Source organism: Pseudogemmobacter lacusdianii (assembly GCF_030848395.1).
Lineage (GTDB): Bacteria > Pseudomonadota > Alphaproteobacteria > Rhodobacterales > Rhodobacteraceae > Pseudogemmobacter > Pseudogemmobacter lacusdianii.
Window position 1 is genome coordinate 11,715 of the sequence record NZ_JAVDBT010000006.1, and the last position, 19,077, is coordinate 30,791.

Genomic DNA, 19,077 nt, shown 5'->3' on the forward strand with positions numbered 1-19,077 from the left:
CACGGAATTTTGGAAAATTCCGTTCACTCCTCCTCCGCATCCAGGAGTTCCATGTTCAGGCCGAGGCCGCGGACTTCTTTCACGAGAACGTTGAAGCTCTCAGGCACACCGGCCTCGAAGTTGTCCTCGCCCTTGACGATCGATTCATAGACCTTGGTCCGGCCAGCAACGTCATCCGACTTCACGGTGAGCATCTCTTGCAGGGTATAGGCGGCGCCGTAAGCTTCGAGAGCCCAGACCTCCATCTCCCCAAGACGCTGACCACCGAACTGCGCCTTACCGCCCAACGGCTGTTGGGTGACAAGCGAGTACGGGCCGGTCGAACGGGCGTGCAGTTTGTCGTCAACAAGGTGGTGCAGCTTGAGCATGTATTTCACGCCCACGGTGACCTTACGCTGGAACTTCTCGCCGGTGCGGCCGTCGAAGACATCCGATTGACCGGATTCATCGAAGCCCGCGCGACGCAAAGCATCATTGACGTCAGCCTCTTTCGCCCCGTCGAAGACCGGGGTTGCGATCGGCACACCACGGGTGACGGTCTTGGCCATCTCGATGAATTCTTCCTCGTCGCGACCCGAGAGGGCCTCTTCGTAGGTTTCATCACCGTAAGCCAGACGCATCGCCTCACGCACCGGGGTCAGGTCGCCCGAGCGGCGGTAGTCGCGCAGAGCCTCGTCGATTTTCAGACCCAGACCGCGTGCGGCCCAACCCATGTGGGTTTCAAGGATCTGACCGACGTTCATCCGCGACGGCACGCCCAGCGGGTTCAGAACCATATCGACCGGGGTACCGTCGGCGAGGAAAGGCATATCCTCGACCGGCACCACTTTCGAGATGACGCCTTTGTTGCCGTGACGGCCGGCCATCTTATCGCCCGGCTGCAGCTTGCGCTTCACCGCGACGAAGACTTTGACCATCTTCATCACACCCGGAGGCAGATCGTCGCCGCGGCGGACTTTTTCGACCTTGTCGTCGAACCGCAGGTCCAGAGCGCGCTTTTGCACTTCGTATTGGTCGTGCAGAGCTTCGACTTCTTTGGCTTGGGCTTCTTCAGCGACGGCCAGCTGCCACCATTGGCCACGGCTCAGCGTGCCCAGCAGTTCTTCGTCGATCTTCGAGCCAGCCTTGATGCCTTTGGGACCCTTCACGGCTTCGCGGCCGAGGATCAGGGACTTCAGACGCGCGTAGATGTTGCGGTCAAGGATCGCCTGTTCGTCGTCGCGGTCGCGGGCGAGACGTTCGACTTCTTCACGCTCGATCTGCAGCGCACGTTCGTCTTTGTCGACGCCGTGACGGTTGAAGACCCGCACTTCCACCACGGTGCCATAGGCGCCGGGCGGCAGACGGAGCGAGGTGTCGCGGACGTCGGAAGCTTTCTCACCGAAGATGGCGCGGAGGAGTTTCTCTTCCGGCGTCATCGGGCTTTCGCCCTTCGGCGTGATCTTACCGACGAGGATGTCACCCGGCTGAACTTCAGCGCCGATGTAGACGATGCCCGCTTCGTCGAGGTTGCGCAGGGCTTCCTCACCGACGTTGGGGATGTCGCGGGTGATCTCTTCCGGCCCAAGCTTGGTGTCACGGGCAGCGACTTCATATTCCTCGATGTGGATCGAGGTGAAGACGTCATCCTTGAGGATACGCTCGGAGATCAGGATCGAGTCTTCGTAGTTATACCCGTTCCACGGCATGAAGCCGACGATGATGTTCCGGCCAAGCGCCAGTTCACCCATATCGGTGCAGGGGCCGTCGGCGATCACTTCGTTGCGGGTCACGCGGTCGCCCACTTTCACCAGCGGACGCTGGTTGATGCAGGACGATTGGTTCGAACGCTTGAACTTGCGCAGACGGTAGATGTCGACGCCCGGCTCACCCGGCTCCAGCAGTTCGGTAGCGCGCACAACGATACGGGTTGCGTCGACTTGGTCGATGATACCCGAACGACGTGCCATGATCGCAGCGCCGGAGTCACGCGCCACAACGGCCTCGATCCCGGTGCCGACGAAAGGTGCGTCCGATTGCAAGAGCGGCACGGCCTGACGTTGCATGTTCGAGCCCATGAGAGCGCGGTTGGCGTCGTCATTCTCAAGGAAGGGAATGAGCGAGGCCGCAACGGAGACCAGCTGCTTGGGCGACACGTCGATCAGGTCGACGGCTTCCGGCGGGTTCAGCATGAACTCGCCCGCTTTCCGGCTGGAGATCAGGTCGTCGGTGAAACGGCCTTCTTCGCTTTGGGCAGCGTTTGCCTGAGCGACAGTGTGGCGCATCTCTTCGGTCGCCGACATGTAGATCACCTCATCGGTGACTTTGCCGTCGATGACCTTGCGGTACGGGGTTTCGATGAAGCCGTATTTGTTCACGCGGGCAAAGGTGGCCAGCGAGTTGATCAGACCAATGTTCTGACCTTCCGGCGTTTCAATCGGGCACATCCGGCCATAGTGAGTCGGGTGAACGTCGCGAACCTCGAAGCCTGCACGCTCACGGGTCAGACCGCCCGGCCCGAGAGCCGAGAGACGACGCTTGTGGGTGACTTCCGACAGCGGGTTGGTTTGGTCCATGAACTGCGACAGCTGCGAGGAGCCGAAGAATTCACGCACCGCAGCCGCGGCCGGTTTGGCGTTGATCAGGTCTTGCGGCATGATCGTGTCGATCTCGACCGAGGACATACGTTCCTTGATCGCGCGCTCCATGCGCAACAGGCCGACGCGATACTGATTTTCCATCAGCTCGCCAACCGAGCGCACCCGGCGGTTGCCGAGGTGGTCGATGTCGTCGATCTCGCCTTTACCGTCACGCAGTTCCACCAGTGCTTTGATGCAAGCGGTGATGTCGCTGCGGTCCAGCGTGCGCTGGGTGTCGGGCTTATCAAGGTCAAGGCGCATGTTCATCTTGACCCGGCCAACGGCCGAGAGGTCATAGCGCTCTTTATCGAAGAACAGCGTGTCGAAGAGCGCCGAAGCGGCTTCAACGGTCGGCGGCTCACCCGGACGCATGACGCGATAGATGTCCATGAGCGCGGTGTCGCGACCCATGTTCTTATCGACCGCCATCGTGTTGCGGATGTAGGGGCCAACGGTGACGTTGTCGATGTCGAGAACCGGGATCTCGGTGATGCCTTGGTCCAGAAGGACTTTGAGCGAGCCACCTTTGACATCGCCGTCGCGGTCGTATTCCAGCGTCAGCTCGTCACCGGCTTCTGCCCAGATCTCACCGGTTTCTTCGTTGATGATGTCCTTGGCGACATAGCGGCCGAGGATTTGGTCATAGGGAACCAAAAGCTCGGTGACTTGGCCTTCGTCGATCCAGTTTTTCACCATCCGCGGCGTGGCTTTGTCGCCAGCCTTCAAGATGATTTCGCCGGTGGCAGCATCGACCAGATCGAAGGTCGGACGGGTGCCGCGCACACGCTCGGGGAAGAACTTGGAGACCCAGCCTTTGTTCTTCACATGGGTGTAGTTCACCGTGTCGTAATAGGTCGACATGATGGTCTCTTGATCCATGCCCAAGGCATAGAGCAGCGTCGTCACCGGCAGTTTGCGGCGACGGTCGATACGGGCGAAGACCACATCTTTGGCGTCAAACTCGAAATCGAGCCAGGAGCCACGGTAGGGAATGATCCGGCATGCAAAGAGCAGCTTGCCCGAAGAATGGGTCTTGCCCTTGTCATGGTCGAAGAAGACGCCGGGGCTGCGGTGCATCTGGGAGACGATGACCCGCTCGGTGCCGTTGACGATGAAGGTGCCATTCGGCGTCATCAAGGGCATGTCGCCCATGTAGACGTCTTGTTCTTTGATGTCTTTGACCGAGCGCGCGCCGGTGGTCTCATCAACATCAAAGACGATCAGACGCAGCGTCACCTTCAAAGGTGCCGCATAGGTCAGATCGCGCTGCATGCATTCATCAACGTCGTACTTGGGCTTTTCCAGTTCGTAACGCACGAACTCGAGCACCGAAGTCTCGTTGAAATCTTTGATCGGGAAGACCGATTGGAAGGTGCCTTGGATCCCCTCGTCGTCGAGCGGTTTGTCGGCATCGCCCGACCGCAAGAACAGATCGTAGGAAGATTTCTGAACCTCGATGAGGTTCGGCATCTCGAGGACTTCGCGGATCTTGCCGAAATAGCGGCGGATACGTTTCTGGCCAACGTAAGCTTGCGCCATGTTGTTCGTAACCTTTCATTTTCCCGCGGCGGGCTTCCGTCGGGCCACGGAAGCGCGCCACTTGGGCGGAGAGGGGATTTGGTTCAATACCTGCCACCTGTCCCGTCAGGCAGCTCCCGAACCGATCATCACACCTGGAAAGTCGCTTTCATCTGAAAGCCCCTATCAAGACGCGATTAAGCTGGAGAGGGATGACCCCTCTCCAGCCAGAAATCAACGCTGCGGAAAAACCCGCAACGGCAATTACTTCAGCTCAACCTTGGCACCAGCCGCTTCGAGCTTTTTCTTCATTTCTTCAGCGTCAGCTTTCGAAACGCCTTCTTTCACCTTGCCGCCAGCTTCGACGAGGTTTTTGGCTTCAACGAGGCCCAGGCCGGTGATGCCGCGGACTTCTTTGATGACGTTGATTTTGTTCGCGCCAGCGTCGGTCAGGACGACGTCGAACTCGGTTTTCTCTTCAGCGGCTTCAGCAGCAGCTGCCGGGCCTGCAGCCATCATGACGGCGCCACCGGCTGCCGGCTCGATGCCATAGGTGTCTTTCAGGATGGTCTTCAGCTCTTGCGCTTGCAGGAGGGTCAGGCCAACGATTTCTTCGGCGAGTTTGTTCAGATCAGCCATTTTATGCTTTCCGTTCTTTTAGATGGGGTTCCAACGACACGGGGGCAAGCCCCGCGCGAGACGCGAAGATTAGGCCGCAGCCTTTTCTTCGATGGTCGACAGGATGCTTGCGATGTTCGAAGCAGGCGCGCCAATGGCACCAGCGATGTTCGAGGCGGGCGCACCGATGCACGAAACGATCTGAGCGAGAAGCTCTTCACGCGACGGCATAGCGGCCACGGCTTTAACACCGGCCAGGTCCAGAACCGTTTCGCCCATGGCACCGCCAAGGATCACGAACTTGTCGTTCCCTTTGGCATATGCCTCGCAGACCCGGGCAGCTGCCACGGGATCTTCGGTGTAGGACATCACGGTCATGCCCGTCAGGAGATCAGCCATCTTAGCGGCCGATTTGCCTTCCAGAGCAATCTTGGCGAGCGTGTTCTTGGCAACGCGAACGGACCCACCCACTTCGCGAAGCTTCGCGCGCAGGTCCTGCATCTGTGCAACCGTCATTCCCTCGTAGCGGGCAACCACTACGACGCCAGAGCTTGCGAAGATTTGGCCGAGTTCCTCGACCAATTGTTCTTTCTGGGCTCTATCCACAGTTTCACTCCAAGTTTGGGGTTTCCCCCGGCTCACTTCTGCCCCTGCGAGAGCAAGGGCGTTTCGGTCCGTTAGGGTCGAAAGCCAAGATCGCCCGAAAGCGAAATTCGTCTCGTTCCCCATCTCAGGCAGGAAATTAAGACACTTGCGCGTCACCCACCGTCTCGGACAGGACGAAGGTTTGTGGCCTCCGTCACTCCCGCCCCCCGAATGGGGATTGGGAATAGCGGGCGGGACAGGCTTAAGCGCCCATCCCGCCGGTGTTCATTAGGCCGAAGCCGTCGATGCGAGGTCGAGCGAAACGCCCGGGCCCATCGTCGAGGAGATCGACACTTTCTTGACGTAAGCGCCTTTGGCACCCGACGGCTTAGCTTTGGTCACGGCGTCCACGAAGGCGCGCACGTTCTCAGCCAGCTTGTCAGCATCGAAGGAGACTTTGCCGATACCAGCGTGGATAACGCCGGCTTTTTCGACTTTGAACTGCACTTCGCCGCCTTTGGCCGCTTCGACAGCGCCTTTGACGTCCATGGTCACGGTACCGACTTTGGGGTTCGGCATCAGGTTGCGCGGGCCGAGGATCTTACCCAGACGGCCGACGAGCGGCATCAGGTCCGGGGTGGCGATGCAGCGATCGAAGTCGATCTTGCCCGACTGGATGGTCTCCAGCAGGTCTTCTGCACCGACGATATCCGCGCCAGCAGCCTTGGCTTCATCAGCCTTCGGACCACGAGCGAACACAGCGACGCGCACGGTTTTACCGGTGCCGTTCGGCAGCAGGCAAACGCCGCGAACCATTTGGTCAGCGTGACGCGGGTCAACGCCAAGGTTCATCGCGATTTCAAGGGTTTCGTCGAATTTTGCCGAAGCAGCCGACTTCACCAGATTGACAGCTTCTTCAACCGAGAGGTTGGCCTTGCCGACAAAAGCTTCTTGCGCCTTTGCGACGCGTTTTGCGATCTTTGCCATGGTGCTCAGCCCTTCACTTCGATGCCGCAGGATTTAGCAGCACCAAGAATGGTGTTCATCGCCGCTTCGATCGTGTTGGCGTTGAGATCCTTCATCTTGGTCTCGGCGATCTTGCGGACTTGTGCCACGGTGATCGTGCCAGCAACTTCGCGGCCCGGCTTGACCGAACCTTTGGCGCGGTTGCGCTTGCCTTGCGGCTTCAGACCAGCGGCCTCTTTCACCAGGTACGATGCCGGCGGAGTTTTCAACTCCATCGTGAACGACTTGTCGACGTAGTAGGTGATCAGCGTCGGAGTCGGCGTACCGGGCGGAAGCTCTGCGGTGCGCGCGTTGAACTCTTTCACGAAAGCCATGATGTTCAGGCCGCGTTGACCCAGTGCAGGGCCGACCGGCGGGGACGGGTTGGCTTGACCCGCTTTAATTTGCAGCTTGAGGCTGCCAGCTACTTTCTTGGCCATCTGGGCCGCTCCTTCTCACTGCGCCGATCCGTGATTGGATCAGGGGCGCGGTTTAGTGGTCGGGTCCACCAGCCCTAGGGCCAGCTCGCCTCCCACGGCATCACCTTAGAGTTCTTTCGAAACCTGGGTGAATTCCAACTCGACCGGGGTGGCCCGGCCAAAGATCGAGACCGAGACTTTGAGACGGCTGTGCTGCTCATCCACTTCCTCGACCATACCATCGAAGCCCTCGAAGGGGCCGTCGGTGACTTTGACTTTCTCGCCGATCTCGAAGCGGATCAGGTTGCGCGGCTGCGCCTCACCCTCCTCGACGCGGTTCAAGATCGCATTCACTTCAGCGTCGCGCATCGGCATCGGCTTGCCCTGCGGACCAAGGAAACCGGTGACGCGGTTGATCGAGGAGATCAGATGATAGCCACGGCTGGTCATTTCCATGTGAACGAGCACATAGCCCGGCATGAAGCGACGCTCAGAGGTGACTTTCTTACCGCGACGAACCTCGATCACCTCTTCGGTGGGCACGAGCACTTCGTCGATTTCATCCTGCAGACTGGCGTCTTCCACGGCAGTCTTGATCTGTTCGGCGATCTTTTTCTCGAAATTCGAGAGAACGCTCACCGAATACCAGCGCTTTGCCATGGGTCTACTACACCTTCTGCCTTAGCGAGGCCGTTGCGCCCCGTCGTCTTTCTCCGGAACAAAAAACAGCGCGCACCCCGAATCGATGCGCGCCGGTTGTCCTCTGGTTGCTCGGGAATTATCCGTTGGCGACCAATTGATCAAGAGGCAAGCAAAGAGATGCGGTGTTTTTAAGCGATTTACGCGCCGAAAATCAGCCGAAGCCCTGTGCGGATGCCCAGATCGACCAGACTAAAGAAGGTCGCGGCCAGGGCAGCCATGATGAAGACCATGATCGTGGTCAGAACAACTTCACGCCGGGCCGGCCAGTGGATCTTGCCCACCTCGGACCGGACCTGTTGCATGAACTGAAGAGGAGTGGTGCGGGCCATGACAGGGGCTTTCAGAAATCCGGATCGCTGCGGACATACGGAATGCTGGCGCAGAATTCAAGCGCTCTGCGCAAGCAAGGGGATCGGGCGGGCGTTGTGCCAGCCCGATCGGTGAGCTGAGGCGGTTTAGCTTTGCGGCCGGGTCTTCTTCGGATCATAGGCCGAAAGCGTGGTGATCACCGCCGGCAGGCGCTTTTGCTGGCCGTCGAGCTTGCCCACTTCCACCGCGGTGCCGGGCTCGGCATGGGCAAGGTCCACACGCGCCAAGGCGATCTGTTTGCCAAGGAGCGGTGAGCGCATGGCGGAGGTCACCACCCCCACCTGCGCGCGGCCGATGCGGATGCAATCGCCGTGACCGACATCGACATTGGCATCGATCTCAAGCCCAACGAACTTGCGGCTAGGGTGCTCTTTGCGGCGGATGAGCGCGTCGCGGCCGATGAAGTCATCGGGCTTCGACTTCAAGGGCACGGTGAAGCCGATGCCAGCCTCGAAGGGGTCGGTCTCATCGCTGAAGTCATAGCCGGCGAAGATCAGCCCGGCCTCGATGCGCACCATATCCAAGGCGGCAAGGCCCATCGGCTTCAGCCCCAGATCGCCGCCATTGGCCCAGACCGCGTCATAGACCGCCGCGCCGTCTTTGGGGTGACAGAAGATCTCATAGCCCAACTCGCCGGTATAGCCGGTGCGCGAGACCACCACCGGCGCGCCGGTGGGTCCGCCAAGCCGCCCCACGGTCAGACGGAACCAGCCCAGCTCTTCGATGGTCGGTTGATGCGGCGCGGTCCAGATCATCCGGCGCATGATCTCGCGGCTGTTCGGGCCTTGCACGGCAAGGTTATGCAACTGGTCGGTGGAGGACCGCACCATCGCGTTCAAGCCCAGCTTCTGGCCCTGCTCGCGCAGCCATTCGCCGGAATAGTCATCGCCGCCGATCCAGCGGAATTGGTCGCGGCCGAGCCGGAAGACGGTGCCATCGTCGATCATGCCGCCGTGCTCATAGCACATGGCGGTATAGACCACTTGGCCCTGCGAGAGCTTTTTCATGTCGCGGGTGACGCACCATTGCATCAAAGCCTCGGCATCGGGGCCGGTGACTTCGAACTTGCGCAGGGGCGACAGGTCCATCACCACCGCCGCCTCACGGCAGGCCCAATATTCGTCGATCGGGCCGACGTTATAGGCCTGCGGCAGCCAATACCCTTTGTATTCCACGACATTCCGCGTGCGTTCCGAGATGGGGGAATGGAACGCGGTTTCCTTGGTCATCTTCGGCTCCGACTCTGGGGTGGTGCGATGGGCGATGGCGCGCGAGAATTTCTCTTGGCCGGAATAGGTGCGGACATGGATGTCCGACAGATACCAGCCATTGGCGGGTGAGGTGTCATCGGGGCAGGCCGAGTTCACGCAGACGATATCGGTTAGCGCGCGGAAGAGCACGTAATCGCCGGGGCGGCTCCACGGCTCATCCGCGATCAAGACGCCATGCGCGTCGATCTGGGTGTTGAAGAAGAGGTTAACGGCCATCCAGCCCGGCCGCGCGGTGACGCCGTAGGGCGAGAGGGCGGCGTTGAAATTGTCCGAGCAGTTGACATGGCCGGGGTAGCCGATCTCGTCATAATATTTCGAGGCACAAGCCATGGCGAAGGCGTCATGGCGGCCAACGGTGTCTTGTACCACCTCGACCAAAGGCACCCAGTCTTGGTCGAAATATTTCGAATGCAGGCCCGGCATCGAATAGGCATGGCCCATCAGCGTGCGGCTGGTGGTGACGTCCAGCGCGTGCTGCAGGCCCTTTTCCAACTTGCGGGCGTCAAAGCATTGGAAATCGGTGCATTGGCGACCATCGACATCGAGGATCTGAATGTAGTCACCGGCTTTGACGAAATAGCTTTCTGCCGTTGCCGATTTCACCCGCAAATCAAGGATCGGATCGGCAAGCGGATCGGGCAGATCGAAATGCCCGACCATCCGCGGCGTGGCGCGCTGGATGTGCAGGGTGATCGGCGTGGCCGTGTCTTGGTTTTCGGGCACCATCGGCAGGCCGGGAGCGGCGAGGATCAGCCAGCCCGCCTCAAGCACAGTGAGTTCAGCCCGCGCCCCGGCGGCAGTGTCGGGGGCGAAAAGCCGCAAGGCACCGGCGCGGGCAAGGTCGATCTGCCGCGCCTCAAGCCCGCGACGCAGGCGCGAGAGCCCCTGCCCTGCCGCATCGCCCAAAGCCAGCATCGCTTTCAGCCCATCGGCTTGCGAATTGGACGCCTGCCCAAGCAAAGCGGCATCGATCCGGCCGTCGGGGCGGGTGGCGATCAACTCGGCCGGTTGGCCGCCCTCGTCATTGATCACCGTCAGCCGGTCGCCGGCGGCGATTTGCACCATAAGCGCGCCGCCTCCGGGGATCACATGCCGCTCAAACCCGTGATGCGGCGAGACCGTCTGCGGGGTCAGGATGCGGCTCGGGCGCGGCGGGCCGGGGGGAACTTGGCGGTAAGGCAGATCAAGCATGCGGTGCCTTTGAGGTTTGGGGCGCGACGTCTTTGGATCTGACCGGCGCGGGATTTAGTGCAGGTAAACTTTGTTCATTAAAGAGAATATCAACTCTCTTTGACGATACAAGCTCTGTTGCGGCCGCTCCGCGCGCAATCCCGCGTGAGCAAGCTTCACTCTGCCGCCTCAACCCGGGGCGGCGACATGCGAGCCTGCCGCATTGATAGGGTCAGGCGACGTTCGTCCTTGGGCGATACGCCGAAAAGCTCGGTGTAATGCCGGATCATCGGGCTGGAGGTGAGATAGCCGACCGAGGCCGCGATGTCGCGCAAAGAATCATTGGTATAAAGCACCCTTTGCCGCGCCTTGGAGAGCCGCAGGTGATGGTAATAGCGCAAAGGGCTTTGGCCGGTTTCACGCTTGAAAAGCCGCTCAAAATGCCGCCCGGAGAGGCCGACCGCCGCCGCGACATCGGGAATGCGCAGCGGGTCTTCGACATGGGTCTCAAAAAGGCGAATCGCGTCGCGGATCTGCGGCGGCAGGTTGTCGGCGGTATTGGCCGCCCGCGCGACCGGCACCTTTTGCGAGGCATCGGCGTCGCGCAGGAAGGGGTGTTGGAACCAACAGGCCACTTCCGTCATGCAATCGCGGCCCAAACGCTCTTCCACCAGTCGCAGCATCAGATCAAAAACCGCGCCGGAGCCTGCCACGGTGTTGCGCCGCCGCTCGGTATGGATGGCGGTTTCAAGCGCGGTCACATCGGGGAATTCGGCTTTGAAAGCGGCCTCATAGCACCAATGGACGGCGCAGCCCCGGCCTTCCATCAACCCGGCACGGGCCAGCGGGAAGATGCCACCCGAAAAGGCGCCCAAGGTCACGCCGGTGCGGTCGAGCCACCGCAACCGCGCCGGACTGCGGCGCGGATCGGCAAATTCGGCATCGGGTGGGGCCAGAAGGTAAAGTTGGTCCAAGCCCGCCACATCTTGCAGCGTCACGTCGGGGTCAAAGCCGATCTCAGCCGATGAGCGCACCGGCTGCGCCGTCTCGGCCACGAGTTGCCAGACAAACTCACGCCGGCCGACGATTTCATTCGCGGCGCGCAAAGGCTCAATCGCTTGGGTGAGGCAAGCCATTGGAAAGCCGGGGAACATCAAGAACCCCAAACGCAGAGGCGTCGGGGTTCCCGATTGTCCGCTGGCGCCCTCAGGCCTCTTCAGGCCACCAGCCGGGGGATGTTGGTTTGCCGTCGTCATACTTGGAAAGCCACTCCACCATCGCGGGCTGGTTGCGGATAAAGCCCTTATAGGTTGCCAAGTCCGGATGGATATCGCGGACCACGCGGTGCAGGCGACGGGCCCATTTCGGCACCGTCATCAGCTCATCGAAAGAGGCCAAATAGCAGCGGATGTCAAAGGCGATCGCGTTGGAGCGCGGCAGGCGGTAAAGCGTCTGCAGCTCGACCCGCAGATGCTGTTTCTGGCCAAGGTTCTCTTGCGTGAGGCTGGTCTTGGTCGGGCCCCATTTCGGATAGGTCTCGGGCGCGGTATCGAGGAGCGGGTTGACCGTCATCGTCCAGTTGAACCGCCGCACCGGGGCCCCGTGTTGCAGCTTCAACAGAAACTTCAACGCACGGTCGAAGATGCCCATCTCATGCGCCAAAGGCACCGGGGCGTGCCACTCATGCCAGCTCATCCCAATGTCGAAATCAACCGACCAATCGGCCTGAGAGGTGGCGATCCCGGCATCCATCCAAAGCGTGCCCTCCCGCTCATCTTGCAAGGTGAAATCGCCTTGGGTCTGACGGGTGATATATTCCATCGGGCCGTAAGGCAGGGTCGCTTCATCAAGGAAGGTAAAGCTGTGATCGATGCCGAGCGGGCGGTTGATCCAGCGCCAGCGGTTGCCGTTCTTCTCAAGGCTGAACCATTCGGGGTAGTCGCGGGCCTTGGACTCCATGATGAGTTCCAAAAGATCCCAGCCCGCCAGCGTCATATGCGGCAAGGATTGGCAGCGCAAAGGATCATCGGCCAGCACTTTGGCGCGGTCGATCATCTCGGCGACGTAATGCTCATCCACATCGAAGGTCTTCTCAAAGACCGAGCCGATCCGCCCCGGCACATGCGGCTCCATATTGACCGCATACATGTAATCGTCGCGGTCAAAGGGGAAGGGGAAGCGGCGGATGTTATGCGGCGAGTTTCGATAGGTGAAATCGCCGCGGAAGGTTTCCTCCCGGAAGAAGTCATTGAAAGCGCCGGGTTTAAAATCAAGGCTCATTCGTGGCTCCTAGCGGTCAAGGACAAGGGTTTTGCCCGCAAAGCGGCTGACGCAGGGCATGATCTTGCAGTTGGAGGCTTTCTCTTCATCGGTGAGCCAATGGTCGGCATGTAGGATCTCGCCCTCATGGCGCAGGACATTGGTCTCACATTGGCCGCAAGCACCACCCCGGCAAAGGTAGGGAGCATCGACGCCCGCCGCCTCGATCGCCTCCAAGAGCGATTGCGCGGGGCCGACGGTGATGGTCTTGCCCGAGGCGGCAAGCTGCACCTCGAAGGGCGCGCCGGTGGGGGGCGCGATGAACTCTTCGGAATGCAGCGCTTGCGGCGGCCAGCCCATAGCGGCGGCGGTCTTCAGCACCCAAGCGATCATGCCCTTGGGGCCGCATACATAAAGATGCGTGCCGATCGGCTGGGTGGCCAAAAGGCGCGCAAGATCGATCTTGTCGCCCTCTTCGTCAAAGTAGCAATGCACCCTGTCGCCGTAAGCCCCGGTCAGCCGGTCCATATAGGCGCCCAAGGCGCGGTTGCGGGCGGCGTAATGCATCTCCCACTGGCCGCCTTGGCGGGCAAGCTGGGCTGTTTGCGACAGGAAGGGCGTGATGCCGATGCCGCCGACGATCATCAGGTGCTTCTTGGCGCGGGTATCAAGGCCGAAGAGGTTGACCGGGTTCGAGATCACCATCTCCATCCCCGGCCTCACATGCCGGTGCATGAAGAGCGAGCCGCCCCGGCCCTGATCATCGCGGCGGACCGAGATTTCATAGCCGCGGGTGTCGGAAGGGTCCGACATCAGCGAATAGGGGTTCATCCGGCGGGTGCCGTGATCCTCCATCTCGACCACGGTATGCGCCCCGCCCGAGAAGGCGGGCAAAGGCGCGCCGTTGCGGCTGACGAAACGGAAGCGGGTGATCAGCTCATTGACGGGGACGACCTCTTCGACCCGGACCTGGAGTTTGGCGACGCTCATTTGAACCTCACCACGCTGGGCGGCACATCGCCGGGGTCTTCTGCATCGATATTCACCCCTTGGAAGGCGGCAAGGCGGCGCGAGTAATGATCGCGCACGAAAAGGCTGAGGCCGCAATGGCTGCATTGGAAGGGATCGGTGGCGACATTCTCGGTGATGCCCTTGCAATGCACGCATTGCACGCGGCGCACGGTGGAGCCGCGATGTTCTTTCTGGATGGCAGAAGCCGGGAAGCCGGTCTGCATGATCGCGGTTTCCGCTTGGCCGCAAAGCCCTTCGGTCCCGGCAAGGTAGAATTGCGAGCCCATATGGGCATCGACCAGCACCCGCTTCAGACGCGGCAAAAGCGCTGGGATCGTGGGGGCGCGGAAGAATTGCAAAGCGCCCAGCGCGCGGAGCCTCTCGGTCAGATCGGTGCCATTCGGGCCGGGGCAATACATCAGATGGGCGCTGGCAAGCAGCTGCCCGGCATCAGAGGTTTTGGCCAGCATATCGGTCACGGCATCAGCACCCTCACCATCGGCGATGATGAGATGCAGATGGCCGGGACGCGGCTCAAGCGGCGCATAGACCGGCCGGCTTTTGATGGTCGGCTCAACAGGAGTTAGGGTCATAGGGGCTTCCGGTGGGCTGAGGCGTGAACCGCGGGGCCCGGTCAGAAGCCCCGCGGCTTGATCGGTCAGATCAGTCCTTGGCGGTGCGGCGCTTTTTCTCGATGTCGTAGAAGGGCATCGAATGGCTGGTGGCCGCGATCGGGCCATGGGTGCCGCAACGCACCTCAAGCTTGGTGCCGTTATTGGCGCAATCGACCGGCAGGCGGGCAATGGCGACGGTCCAATCGTTCAGCGGCGAATACATCGCTTGCGTCACAACGCCGACCTGCTTGCCGTCTTTGAAGACCGGCGCGCCATTGCCGGGGGCATTCTTGCCCTCAAGCTTCAGACCCCAGATCTTGAAGCGCTCTTTGCCCTTGCGGCGGTAATGCTCTTCCGCGCCGCGGAAGCCGACCTTGTCCTTCGAGACGGTGAAATCGAGGCCCAGCTCCCAAAGCGTATCGCCGGGGCCTTCGTTGTCGTAGGGGTACATCTCGGAGTTGTCGTAGGGGAAGAAGAGCAAGTAGCTCTCGGCCCGCAGCATATCGAGCGTGGTGAAGCGGCAGGGGATGATGCCCATGTCTTTGCCGTCTTCCAAGATACGGTCCCAAACCTCGCCCGCATCTTGGCCGCGCACGAAAATCTCATAGCCGCGCTCGCCGGTATAGCCGGTGCGCGAGATCATCACCGGCTTGCCAAAGAGGCTGGTTTGCATATGGGCAAAATAGGGCAGCTGGCGGATGCCGGGGACGTGTTTTTCAAGGAAGTCGACCGAGGCCGGGCCTTGCAGCGACAGATCATGGGTGTTGTCGTCAAAGCGGATCGAGACATCGCGGCCTTCGGCGGCCATGGTCAGCGATTCATAGCCCGAACCTGCGCCATGCACCAACATGAAGCTGTTGGGCGCCAAGCGGTAGATCACGCAGTCATCGATGAATTTGCCCTGCTCGTTCAACATGGTGGCATAGACCGAGCGACCCGGCATCAGCTTTTCCATGTTGCGGGTGGTGGCGCGCTCGATCACATGGCTGGCCCCTGCCCCGGTGATATGCACCTTCTTCAGGCCCGAGACATCCATCAGCCCGGCTTTGGTGCGGATCGCCATATATTCGGCATCGGGATCGCCGGAGGTATAGGACCAGGCCGTGCCCATGCCGCTCCAGTCTTCCAGATCAGAGCCAAGCGCGCGGTGGCGGTCACCAAGGGCGGAAAAACGCCAGGAGTTGGTCATGATAGTCTCCCTGTAGACTTATTGTTTGGCAGGAAGTCTGGGTCGATTCCGATGCGAAATCAACATTTATAAGCAACTTTTTTTCTTCGCAGGGAAATAGCCAGCGGATGCGGGCCGAAATGCGAAAGGGCCGCGAAAGCGGCCCTTTGCAGGTTGATTTGGGGATTTTTTACGAGGGCAGGACGAAGAACCAATTCGCCCAAAGCACCACGCAGACCCCCAAAACCAGCACCAGATAGGGCTTGATGCCCGCCTTGCGCGGCCCCAGCTCACCATAAGGCATGCCAAGGTCGTCATAGGCCTGTTTGGGGAATTTGCCGCCATCGGTGATGTAATGGCGATACCAGAACACCGGGAAGATCATCGCGGCGAAGATCGAGCCGTGCCAGAGCGCGTTCTCATAGCCCCAGACCTTGGCCCCGGCGCCAAGGAACATCGCGTTCACGAAGGCAAGGCAGGTGTTGAAGCCGATGAGCCAAGTGGGGGCGCGGAATGGGCGCTCCATATGGGCGGAATCGACGCGGTGGATCCAACCGGCGTTGAGGTTGAGGAAGTTGAAGATGATGTAGCCAACGTTCGAGATCGCCAGCACGTAGAAATAGCCCGTCGCATCCGAGGCCAAGGCCAGCAAGAAGATGTTGAAGACTACATCGGTCCACATCGCCTTGGACGGCGCGCCGTTCTTGTTCACATCGCCCAAGAACTTCGGCAGCCAGCCATCCCGCGAGCCTTGGTAGAGCGTGCGCGAAGAGCCGGCCATTGCGGTCATGATGGCAAGGAAAAGCGCCATGATCATCAAGATCACGAAGATCTGGGTGATCACCGGGCCACCGCCGATCATCGCGCCCAAAGCCTCGCCAATGCCGGTGCCATCAACGATGCCCGGCTCAAGCATACCATGGGCGCCGTAGACGCCTTGGAAGGCGAAGGGGATCAGGAAGTAAAAGACCGCGCAGAGAAGGCCCGTGTAGAAGATGGCGCGGAAGGTGTCGGTCTTGGGGTCTTTCAGCTCGCGGGTGTAGCAAACCGCAGTCTCAAAGGCATAGGTCGACCAAGCGGCGATATAGAGACCGCCCAAGAAGAGCGTCCAGCCGCCGATGTTCCATTCGCCATCGACGCCGGAATAGGCGGCGGTGGGTGGCAAGAGGTTGGTGACGTTCATCCAATTGATCGAACCGGTCAGAAGCGGCACGAGGCCGACCAGCAACAGCGGGATCAGCACGATGATCGCCAGCCATTTCTGCGCGGCGGCGGTTTGCGCCACGCCACGCTCTTGGATCAGCAGAATGGCGAGCATGAGCGCCACGCCGATCAGGAAGGTCGAGTTGAAATGCAAGGTGCCGAGGCCGGGAATAACGATGGTAAAGGCCTCAAAGGTGCGGAACCACGGGGTCAGCGCCGAGATCGCATCGGCCGAAGCCACGGCTTGGATCGCCTGATCGGCGGTCGAACCGGCATTGGCGGCAAGGTATTCGACCACCGCAGGGGTCTCGGCCGTGTAGCTGGCTAGGTTGGCCGCGATCCAATCAAGCACCGGCTGGCTTTCCGCCATCGGGATCGGGAAGAGCGCGTTGAGGATATAGCCCGCCGCAATCGCACAGCCCAAAGACAGCACCGGCGACCAAGCGAACCAGTTGCACCAGACCGAGAGGGGCGCGATCATCTTGCCATAGCGCAGCCAAGCCGTGGCGCCGTAAACCGAGGTGCCGCCCGACTTGTTGCCGAACATCCCCGCCATCTCGGCATAGGTGAAGCTTTGGATAAAGCCCATGCACATCGAGATGATCCAGACCAAGAAGGCCAATTTGCCCGTGGTCCCGGCGATGCCGCCGATCGAGAACAGCACCAGAGGCGGCACACCGGCCGCAACCCAAAAGGCGCCCTTCCAACTTAACGCGCGGACCATCTGGCCCGAACTGGTTTCCGTCGTCATTCCCTCACTCCTGTCGAGAGCGCTGCAGGTTCGGGGCGACCTTTGGGGTCATTGCGCCGTCCGGCAGCATCGTTGATCTGTCGCATGACTGCGCATTTCCTCCGGCGGGGCGACCCGCTGGCCACTCGTCAATGGTGGTGAACCCTTCTTTTGAAGGCGGCCCGCCGGATGTCTCCGACGGGCCTATTCAAACGTTGCTAAGAGATCATGCCCGGCGCTCGGGGTAGTCATCCTCAAGGCCCCAAAGCGCTTTGTCGAAGCCCTCGACCAGCTCTTCTTCGCTGACCCGCAGGCCGATGACGGCATTCAGGATCAAAGCGGTGACTTTGCCGACCACGAAGCCTGCACCAATACAGGTGACGACCCCGGCGATTTGCATCAGCAAGCTGATCTCACCATGCTGGAAGGCATATTGGCCTTCGGTGATGCCGACATAGCCGCCGCGCGGCGTACCCGCTTTGAAGATGCCCAAGAGCAGCATCCCATAGACCCCGGCACCGACGAAAAGCGGCGTCAGCTTATGCTCGTCAAACTTCCGCTTCAGGGTTAATTCATAGACGAGGTAGCTGACGACCGGAGCGGACAAGGCCAAGAGGAACATCTGCCACGGCAGATAGACATCGAAGCCCGAAGCCCCGGCGACATAACCCGCCAGCGGACCGAGCAGGAGATAGGCGTATTTCTTGGTGGTATAAGAGATGATCCCGCCGCCAATCGCGCCCCCGGCCCAAGCCAAAGCGTAGTTGTTCAGCGTGATGCCGACCGAAGTGTCCGCCATCGTCACCGACACGGCCATCGCCTCGGGGTCGATGAAGAACAGACAAGACATGATAACCATCGGCAGGCCTGCGAAGATGGTCAGCAGCCCCCCCGCCGCAAGGCCGATGCTGGGCGCATAATAGCCCGGCACTTTGGGATGCGGCTCAAACATGCCCGGACGCCGTGCCAGCATCGGCGTCACCGCCAAGGCCATGCCCGCCGGGAACATATAAACAAAGCCCACGCCGAAGAAGTCGTGGAAGCCCGCATTGGTGAGCGGCCCAACCGAGCCCCAAGTCACAAGGCTTAGCGCCGAAGAGGCCACCGTGGCGACCACGGCGAAGATGTAATAGGCCGAGGCCTTCATCCGCTCGGCCACCGCGAAGTGGAAGAGGATGTTCAAGATCCCGGCAAAGCAGGCCAAGAAGAAGACGAAGATCTGGAAGGTGTTAAGGCCCGGGAAGATCGCGGGATCAACCTGATGCGCCTTGGCATTGACCAGATTGCCGCCAATCCACCAATCCTTGATGCTGTCCATCAAAGTTGCGTCGGCGATGAAGTAATATTGCGCGGCCCAGAAGCCAAAGCCGATGCAATAATAGGTGGTGAAGCCGATGAAGAAGCCCAAGGTCTTCTCGATCGTCGAATTATAGTGATTTTTGCGCCGCGTGGTGGCGGCGTCAATCAGCAGCAGGCCAACCGCAACCATGATCGCCCCGACCGTGCCTGAGGCATAGACGAGGTTTTGGACCAGTTGGTTGAGTGTCACCTGTTCTGCAAAAAAAGGTGCGGCAGTTTCCAAAGTACTCTCCCTGTTCGGTATCGCCGCCCGGTCAGTGCCGACGGCTGATTTGGAGGAGCGCCCGGAATAAGAAAGAGAGTGTGGTCGCCCATCATGCGACAGACTGACGCAGTTCAGACCCGCTACAAAGGAGAAATTCACCCCAGAAGAAAGAAAATTTCCCCTTAGTCGTCAGAATCCGCCATCAATGTGCTGAAATGCGCCTTCCGGCAGCTGCGGGCGCATGCAGCACAAG

At 60.5% G+C, this 19,077-nt stretch carries 15 protein-coding genes; all 15 read right to left on the reverse strand.

Annotated elements, in window-relative coordinates:
• Nucleotides 1–23 precede the first annotated feature (23 nt).
• The 15 genes from rpoB to Q9295_RS07460 all read right to left on the reverse strand — a co-directional run bounded on the left by rpoB (nt 24) and on the right by Q9295_RS07460 (nt 18,809).
• The gene (rpoB, locus tag Q9295_RS07390; RefSeq protein ID WP_306679893.1) at nt 24–4,157 is read right to left on the reverse strand and encodes a DNA-directed RNA polymerase subunit beta; all 4,134 of its coding nucleotides are present in this window, start codon (nt 4,155–4,157) and stop codon (nt 24–26) included.
• Nucleotides 4,158–4,400: 243 nt separating this feature from the next.
• The gene (gene rplL / locus Q9295_RS07395; protein ID WP_306679894.1) at nt 4,401–4,775 is read right to left on the reverse strand and encodes a 50S ribosomal protein L7/L12; all 375 of its coding nucleotides are present in this window, start codon (nt 4,773–4,775) and stop codon (nt 4,401–4,403) included.
• Nucleotides 4,776–4,844: 69 nt separating this feature from the next.
• Nucleotides 4,845–5,360, reverse strand: a complete 516-nt coding sequence (gene rplJ, locus Q9295_RS07400) for a 50S ribosomal protein L10 (RefSeq protein ID WP_306679895.1) — start codon at nt 5,358–5,360, stop codon at nt 4,845–4,847.
• 267 nt (nt 5,361–5,627) lie between these two features.
• A complete protein-coding gene (gene rplA / locus Q9295_RS07405) occupies nt 5,628–6,326 on the reverse strand; it encodes a 50S ribosomal protein L1 (RefSeq protein WP_306679896.1) in 699 nt (232 codons plus the stop codon).
• Nucleotides 6,327–6,331: 5 nt separating this feature from the next.
• Complete coding sequence (gene rplK, locus Q9295_RS07410) at nt 6,332–6,784, reverse strand: 50S ribosomal protein L11 (protein WP_306679897.1); 453 nt, start codon at nt 6,782–6,784, stop codon at nt 6,332–6,334.
• A 105-nt stretch (nt 6,785–6,889) separates the two neighbouring features.
• A complete protein-coding gene (gene nusG, locus Q9295_RS07415; protein ID WP_306679898.1) occupies nt 6,890–7,423 on the reverse strand; it encodes a transcription termination/antitermination protein NusG in 534 nt (177 codons plus the stop codon).
• A 179-nt stretch (nt 7,424–7,602) separates the two neighbouring features.
• Entirely contained in the window at nt 7,603–7,794 is a 192-nt protein-coding gene (gene secE, locus Q9295_RS07420; RefSeq protein ID WP_306679899.1) for a preprotein translocase subunit SecE, read from the reverse strand.
• A 126-nt stretch (nt 7,795–7,920) separates the two neighbouring features.
• A complete protein-coding gene (locus Q9295_RS07425; RefSeq protein ID WP_306679900.1) occupies nt 7,921–10,296 on the reverse strand; it encodes a trimethylamine N-oxide demethylase in 2,376 nt (791 codons plus the stop codon).
• Nucleotides 10,297–10,451: 155 nt separating this feature from the next.
• Entirely contained in the window at nt 10,452–11,429 is a 978-nt protein-coding gene (locus Q9295_RS07430) for a GlxA family transcriptional regulator (RefSeq protein ID WP_306679901.1), read from the reverse strand.
• Between the two features lie 52 nt (nt 11,430–11,481).
• Nucleotides 11,482–12,555: a heme-dependent oxidative N-demethylase family protein gene (locus Q9295_RS07435; RefSeq protein WP_306679902.1), complete on the reverse strand. Its 1,074-nt coding sequence runs from the start codon at nt 12,553–12,555 to the stop codon at nt 11,482–11,484.
• Nucleotides 12,556–12,564: 9 nt separating this feature from the next.
• Nucleotides 12,565–13,524, reverse strand: coding sequence for a PDR/VanB family oxidoreductase (locus Q9295_RS07440; protein ID WP_306679903.1), 960 nt, complete (start codon nt 13,522–13,524; stop codon nt 12,565–12,567).
• A complete protein-coding gene (locus Q9295_RS07445; RefSeq protein WP_306679904.1) occupies nt 13,521–14,138 on the reverse strand; it encodes a dimethylamine monooxygenase subunit DmmA family protein in 618 nt (205 codons plus the stop codon). The genes Q9295_RS07440 and Q9295_RS07445 overlap by 4 nt, the downstream gene beginning before the upstream one ends.
• 70 nt (nt 14,139–14,208) lie before the next feature.
• A complete protein-coding gene (locus Q9295_RS07450; RefSeq protein WP_306679905.1) occupies nt 14,209–15,348 on the reverse strand; it encodes an aminomethyl transferase family protein in 1,140 nt (379 codons plus the stop codon).
• A gap of 169 nt (nt 15,349–15,517) precedes the next feature.
• On the reverse strand, nt 15,518–17,281 hold the full coding sequence (locus tag Q9295_RS07455) for a trimethylamine N-oxide permease (RefSeq protein WP_306679906.1): 1,764 nt from the start codon (nt 17,279–17,281) through the stop codon (nt 15,518–15,520).
• 205 nt (nt 17,282–17,486) lie between these two features.
• Nucleotides 17,487–18,809 (reverse strand): ammonium transporter, encoded by a 1,323-nt coding sequence (locus Q9295_RS07460; protein WP_306679907.1) that lies wholly within the window; start codon nt 18,807–18,809, stop codon nt 17,487–17,489.
• Nucleotides 18,810–19,077: the final 268 nt, after the last annotated feature.

Excerpts from the sequence above, each read along its gene's own strand:
- rpoB (WP_306679893.1), bottom strand. The coding sequence starts at position 4,157 with ATGGCGCAAGCTTACGTTGGCCAGAAACGTATCCGCCGCTATTTCGGC.
- rplL (WP_306679894.1), bottom strand. The coding sequence starts at position 4,775 with ATGGCTGATCTGAACAAACTCGCCGAAGAAATCGTTGGCCTGACCCTC.
- rplA (WP_306679896.1), bottom strand. The coding sequence starts at position 6,326 with ATGGCAAAGATCGCAAAACGCGTCGCAAAGGCGCAAGAAGCTTTTGTC.
- rplK (WP_306679897.1), bottom strand. The coding sequence starts at position 6,784 with ATGGCCAAGAAAGTAGCTGGCAGCCTCAAGCTGCAAATTAAAGCGGGT.
- nusG (WP_306679898.1), bottom strand. The coding sequence starts at position 7,423 with ATGGCAAAGCGCTGGTATTCGGTGAGCGTTCTCTCGAATTTCGAGAAA.
- secE (WP_306679899.1), bottom strand. The coding sequence starts at position 7,794 with ATGGCCCGCACCACTCCTCTTCAGTTCATGCAACAGGTCCGGTCCGAG.
- Q9295_RS07425 (WP_306679900.1), bottom strand. The coding sequence starts at position 10,296 with ATGCTTGATCTGCCTTACCGCCAAGTTCCCCCCGGCCCGCCGCGCCCG.
- Q9295_RS07430 (WP_306679901.1), bottom strand. The coding sequence starts at position 11,429 with ATGTTCCCCGGCTTTCCAATGGCTTGCCTCACCCAAGCGATTGAGCCT.
- Q9295_RS07435 (WP_306679902.1), bottom strand. The coding sequence starts at position 12,555 with ATGAGCCTTGATTTTAAACCCGGCGCTTTCAATGACTTCTTCCGGGAG.
- Q9295_RS07440 (WP_306679903.1), bottom strand. The coding sequence starts at position 13,524 with ATGAGCGTCGCCAAACTCCAGGTCCGGGTCGAAGAGGTCGTCCCCGTC.
- Q9295_RS07445 (WP_306679904.1), bottom strand. The coding sequence starts at position 14,138 with ATGACCCTAACTCCTGTTGAGCCGACCATCAAAAGCCGGCCGGTCTAT.
- Q9295_RS07450 (WP_306679905.1), bottom strand. The coding sequence starts at position 15,348 with ATGACCAACTCCTGGCGTTTTTCCGCCCTTGGTGACCGCCACCGCGCG.
- Q9295_RS07455 (WP_306679906.1), bottom strand. The coding sequence starts at position 17,281 with ATGACGACGGAAACCAGTTCGGGCCAGATGGTCCGCGCGTTAAGTTGG.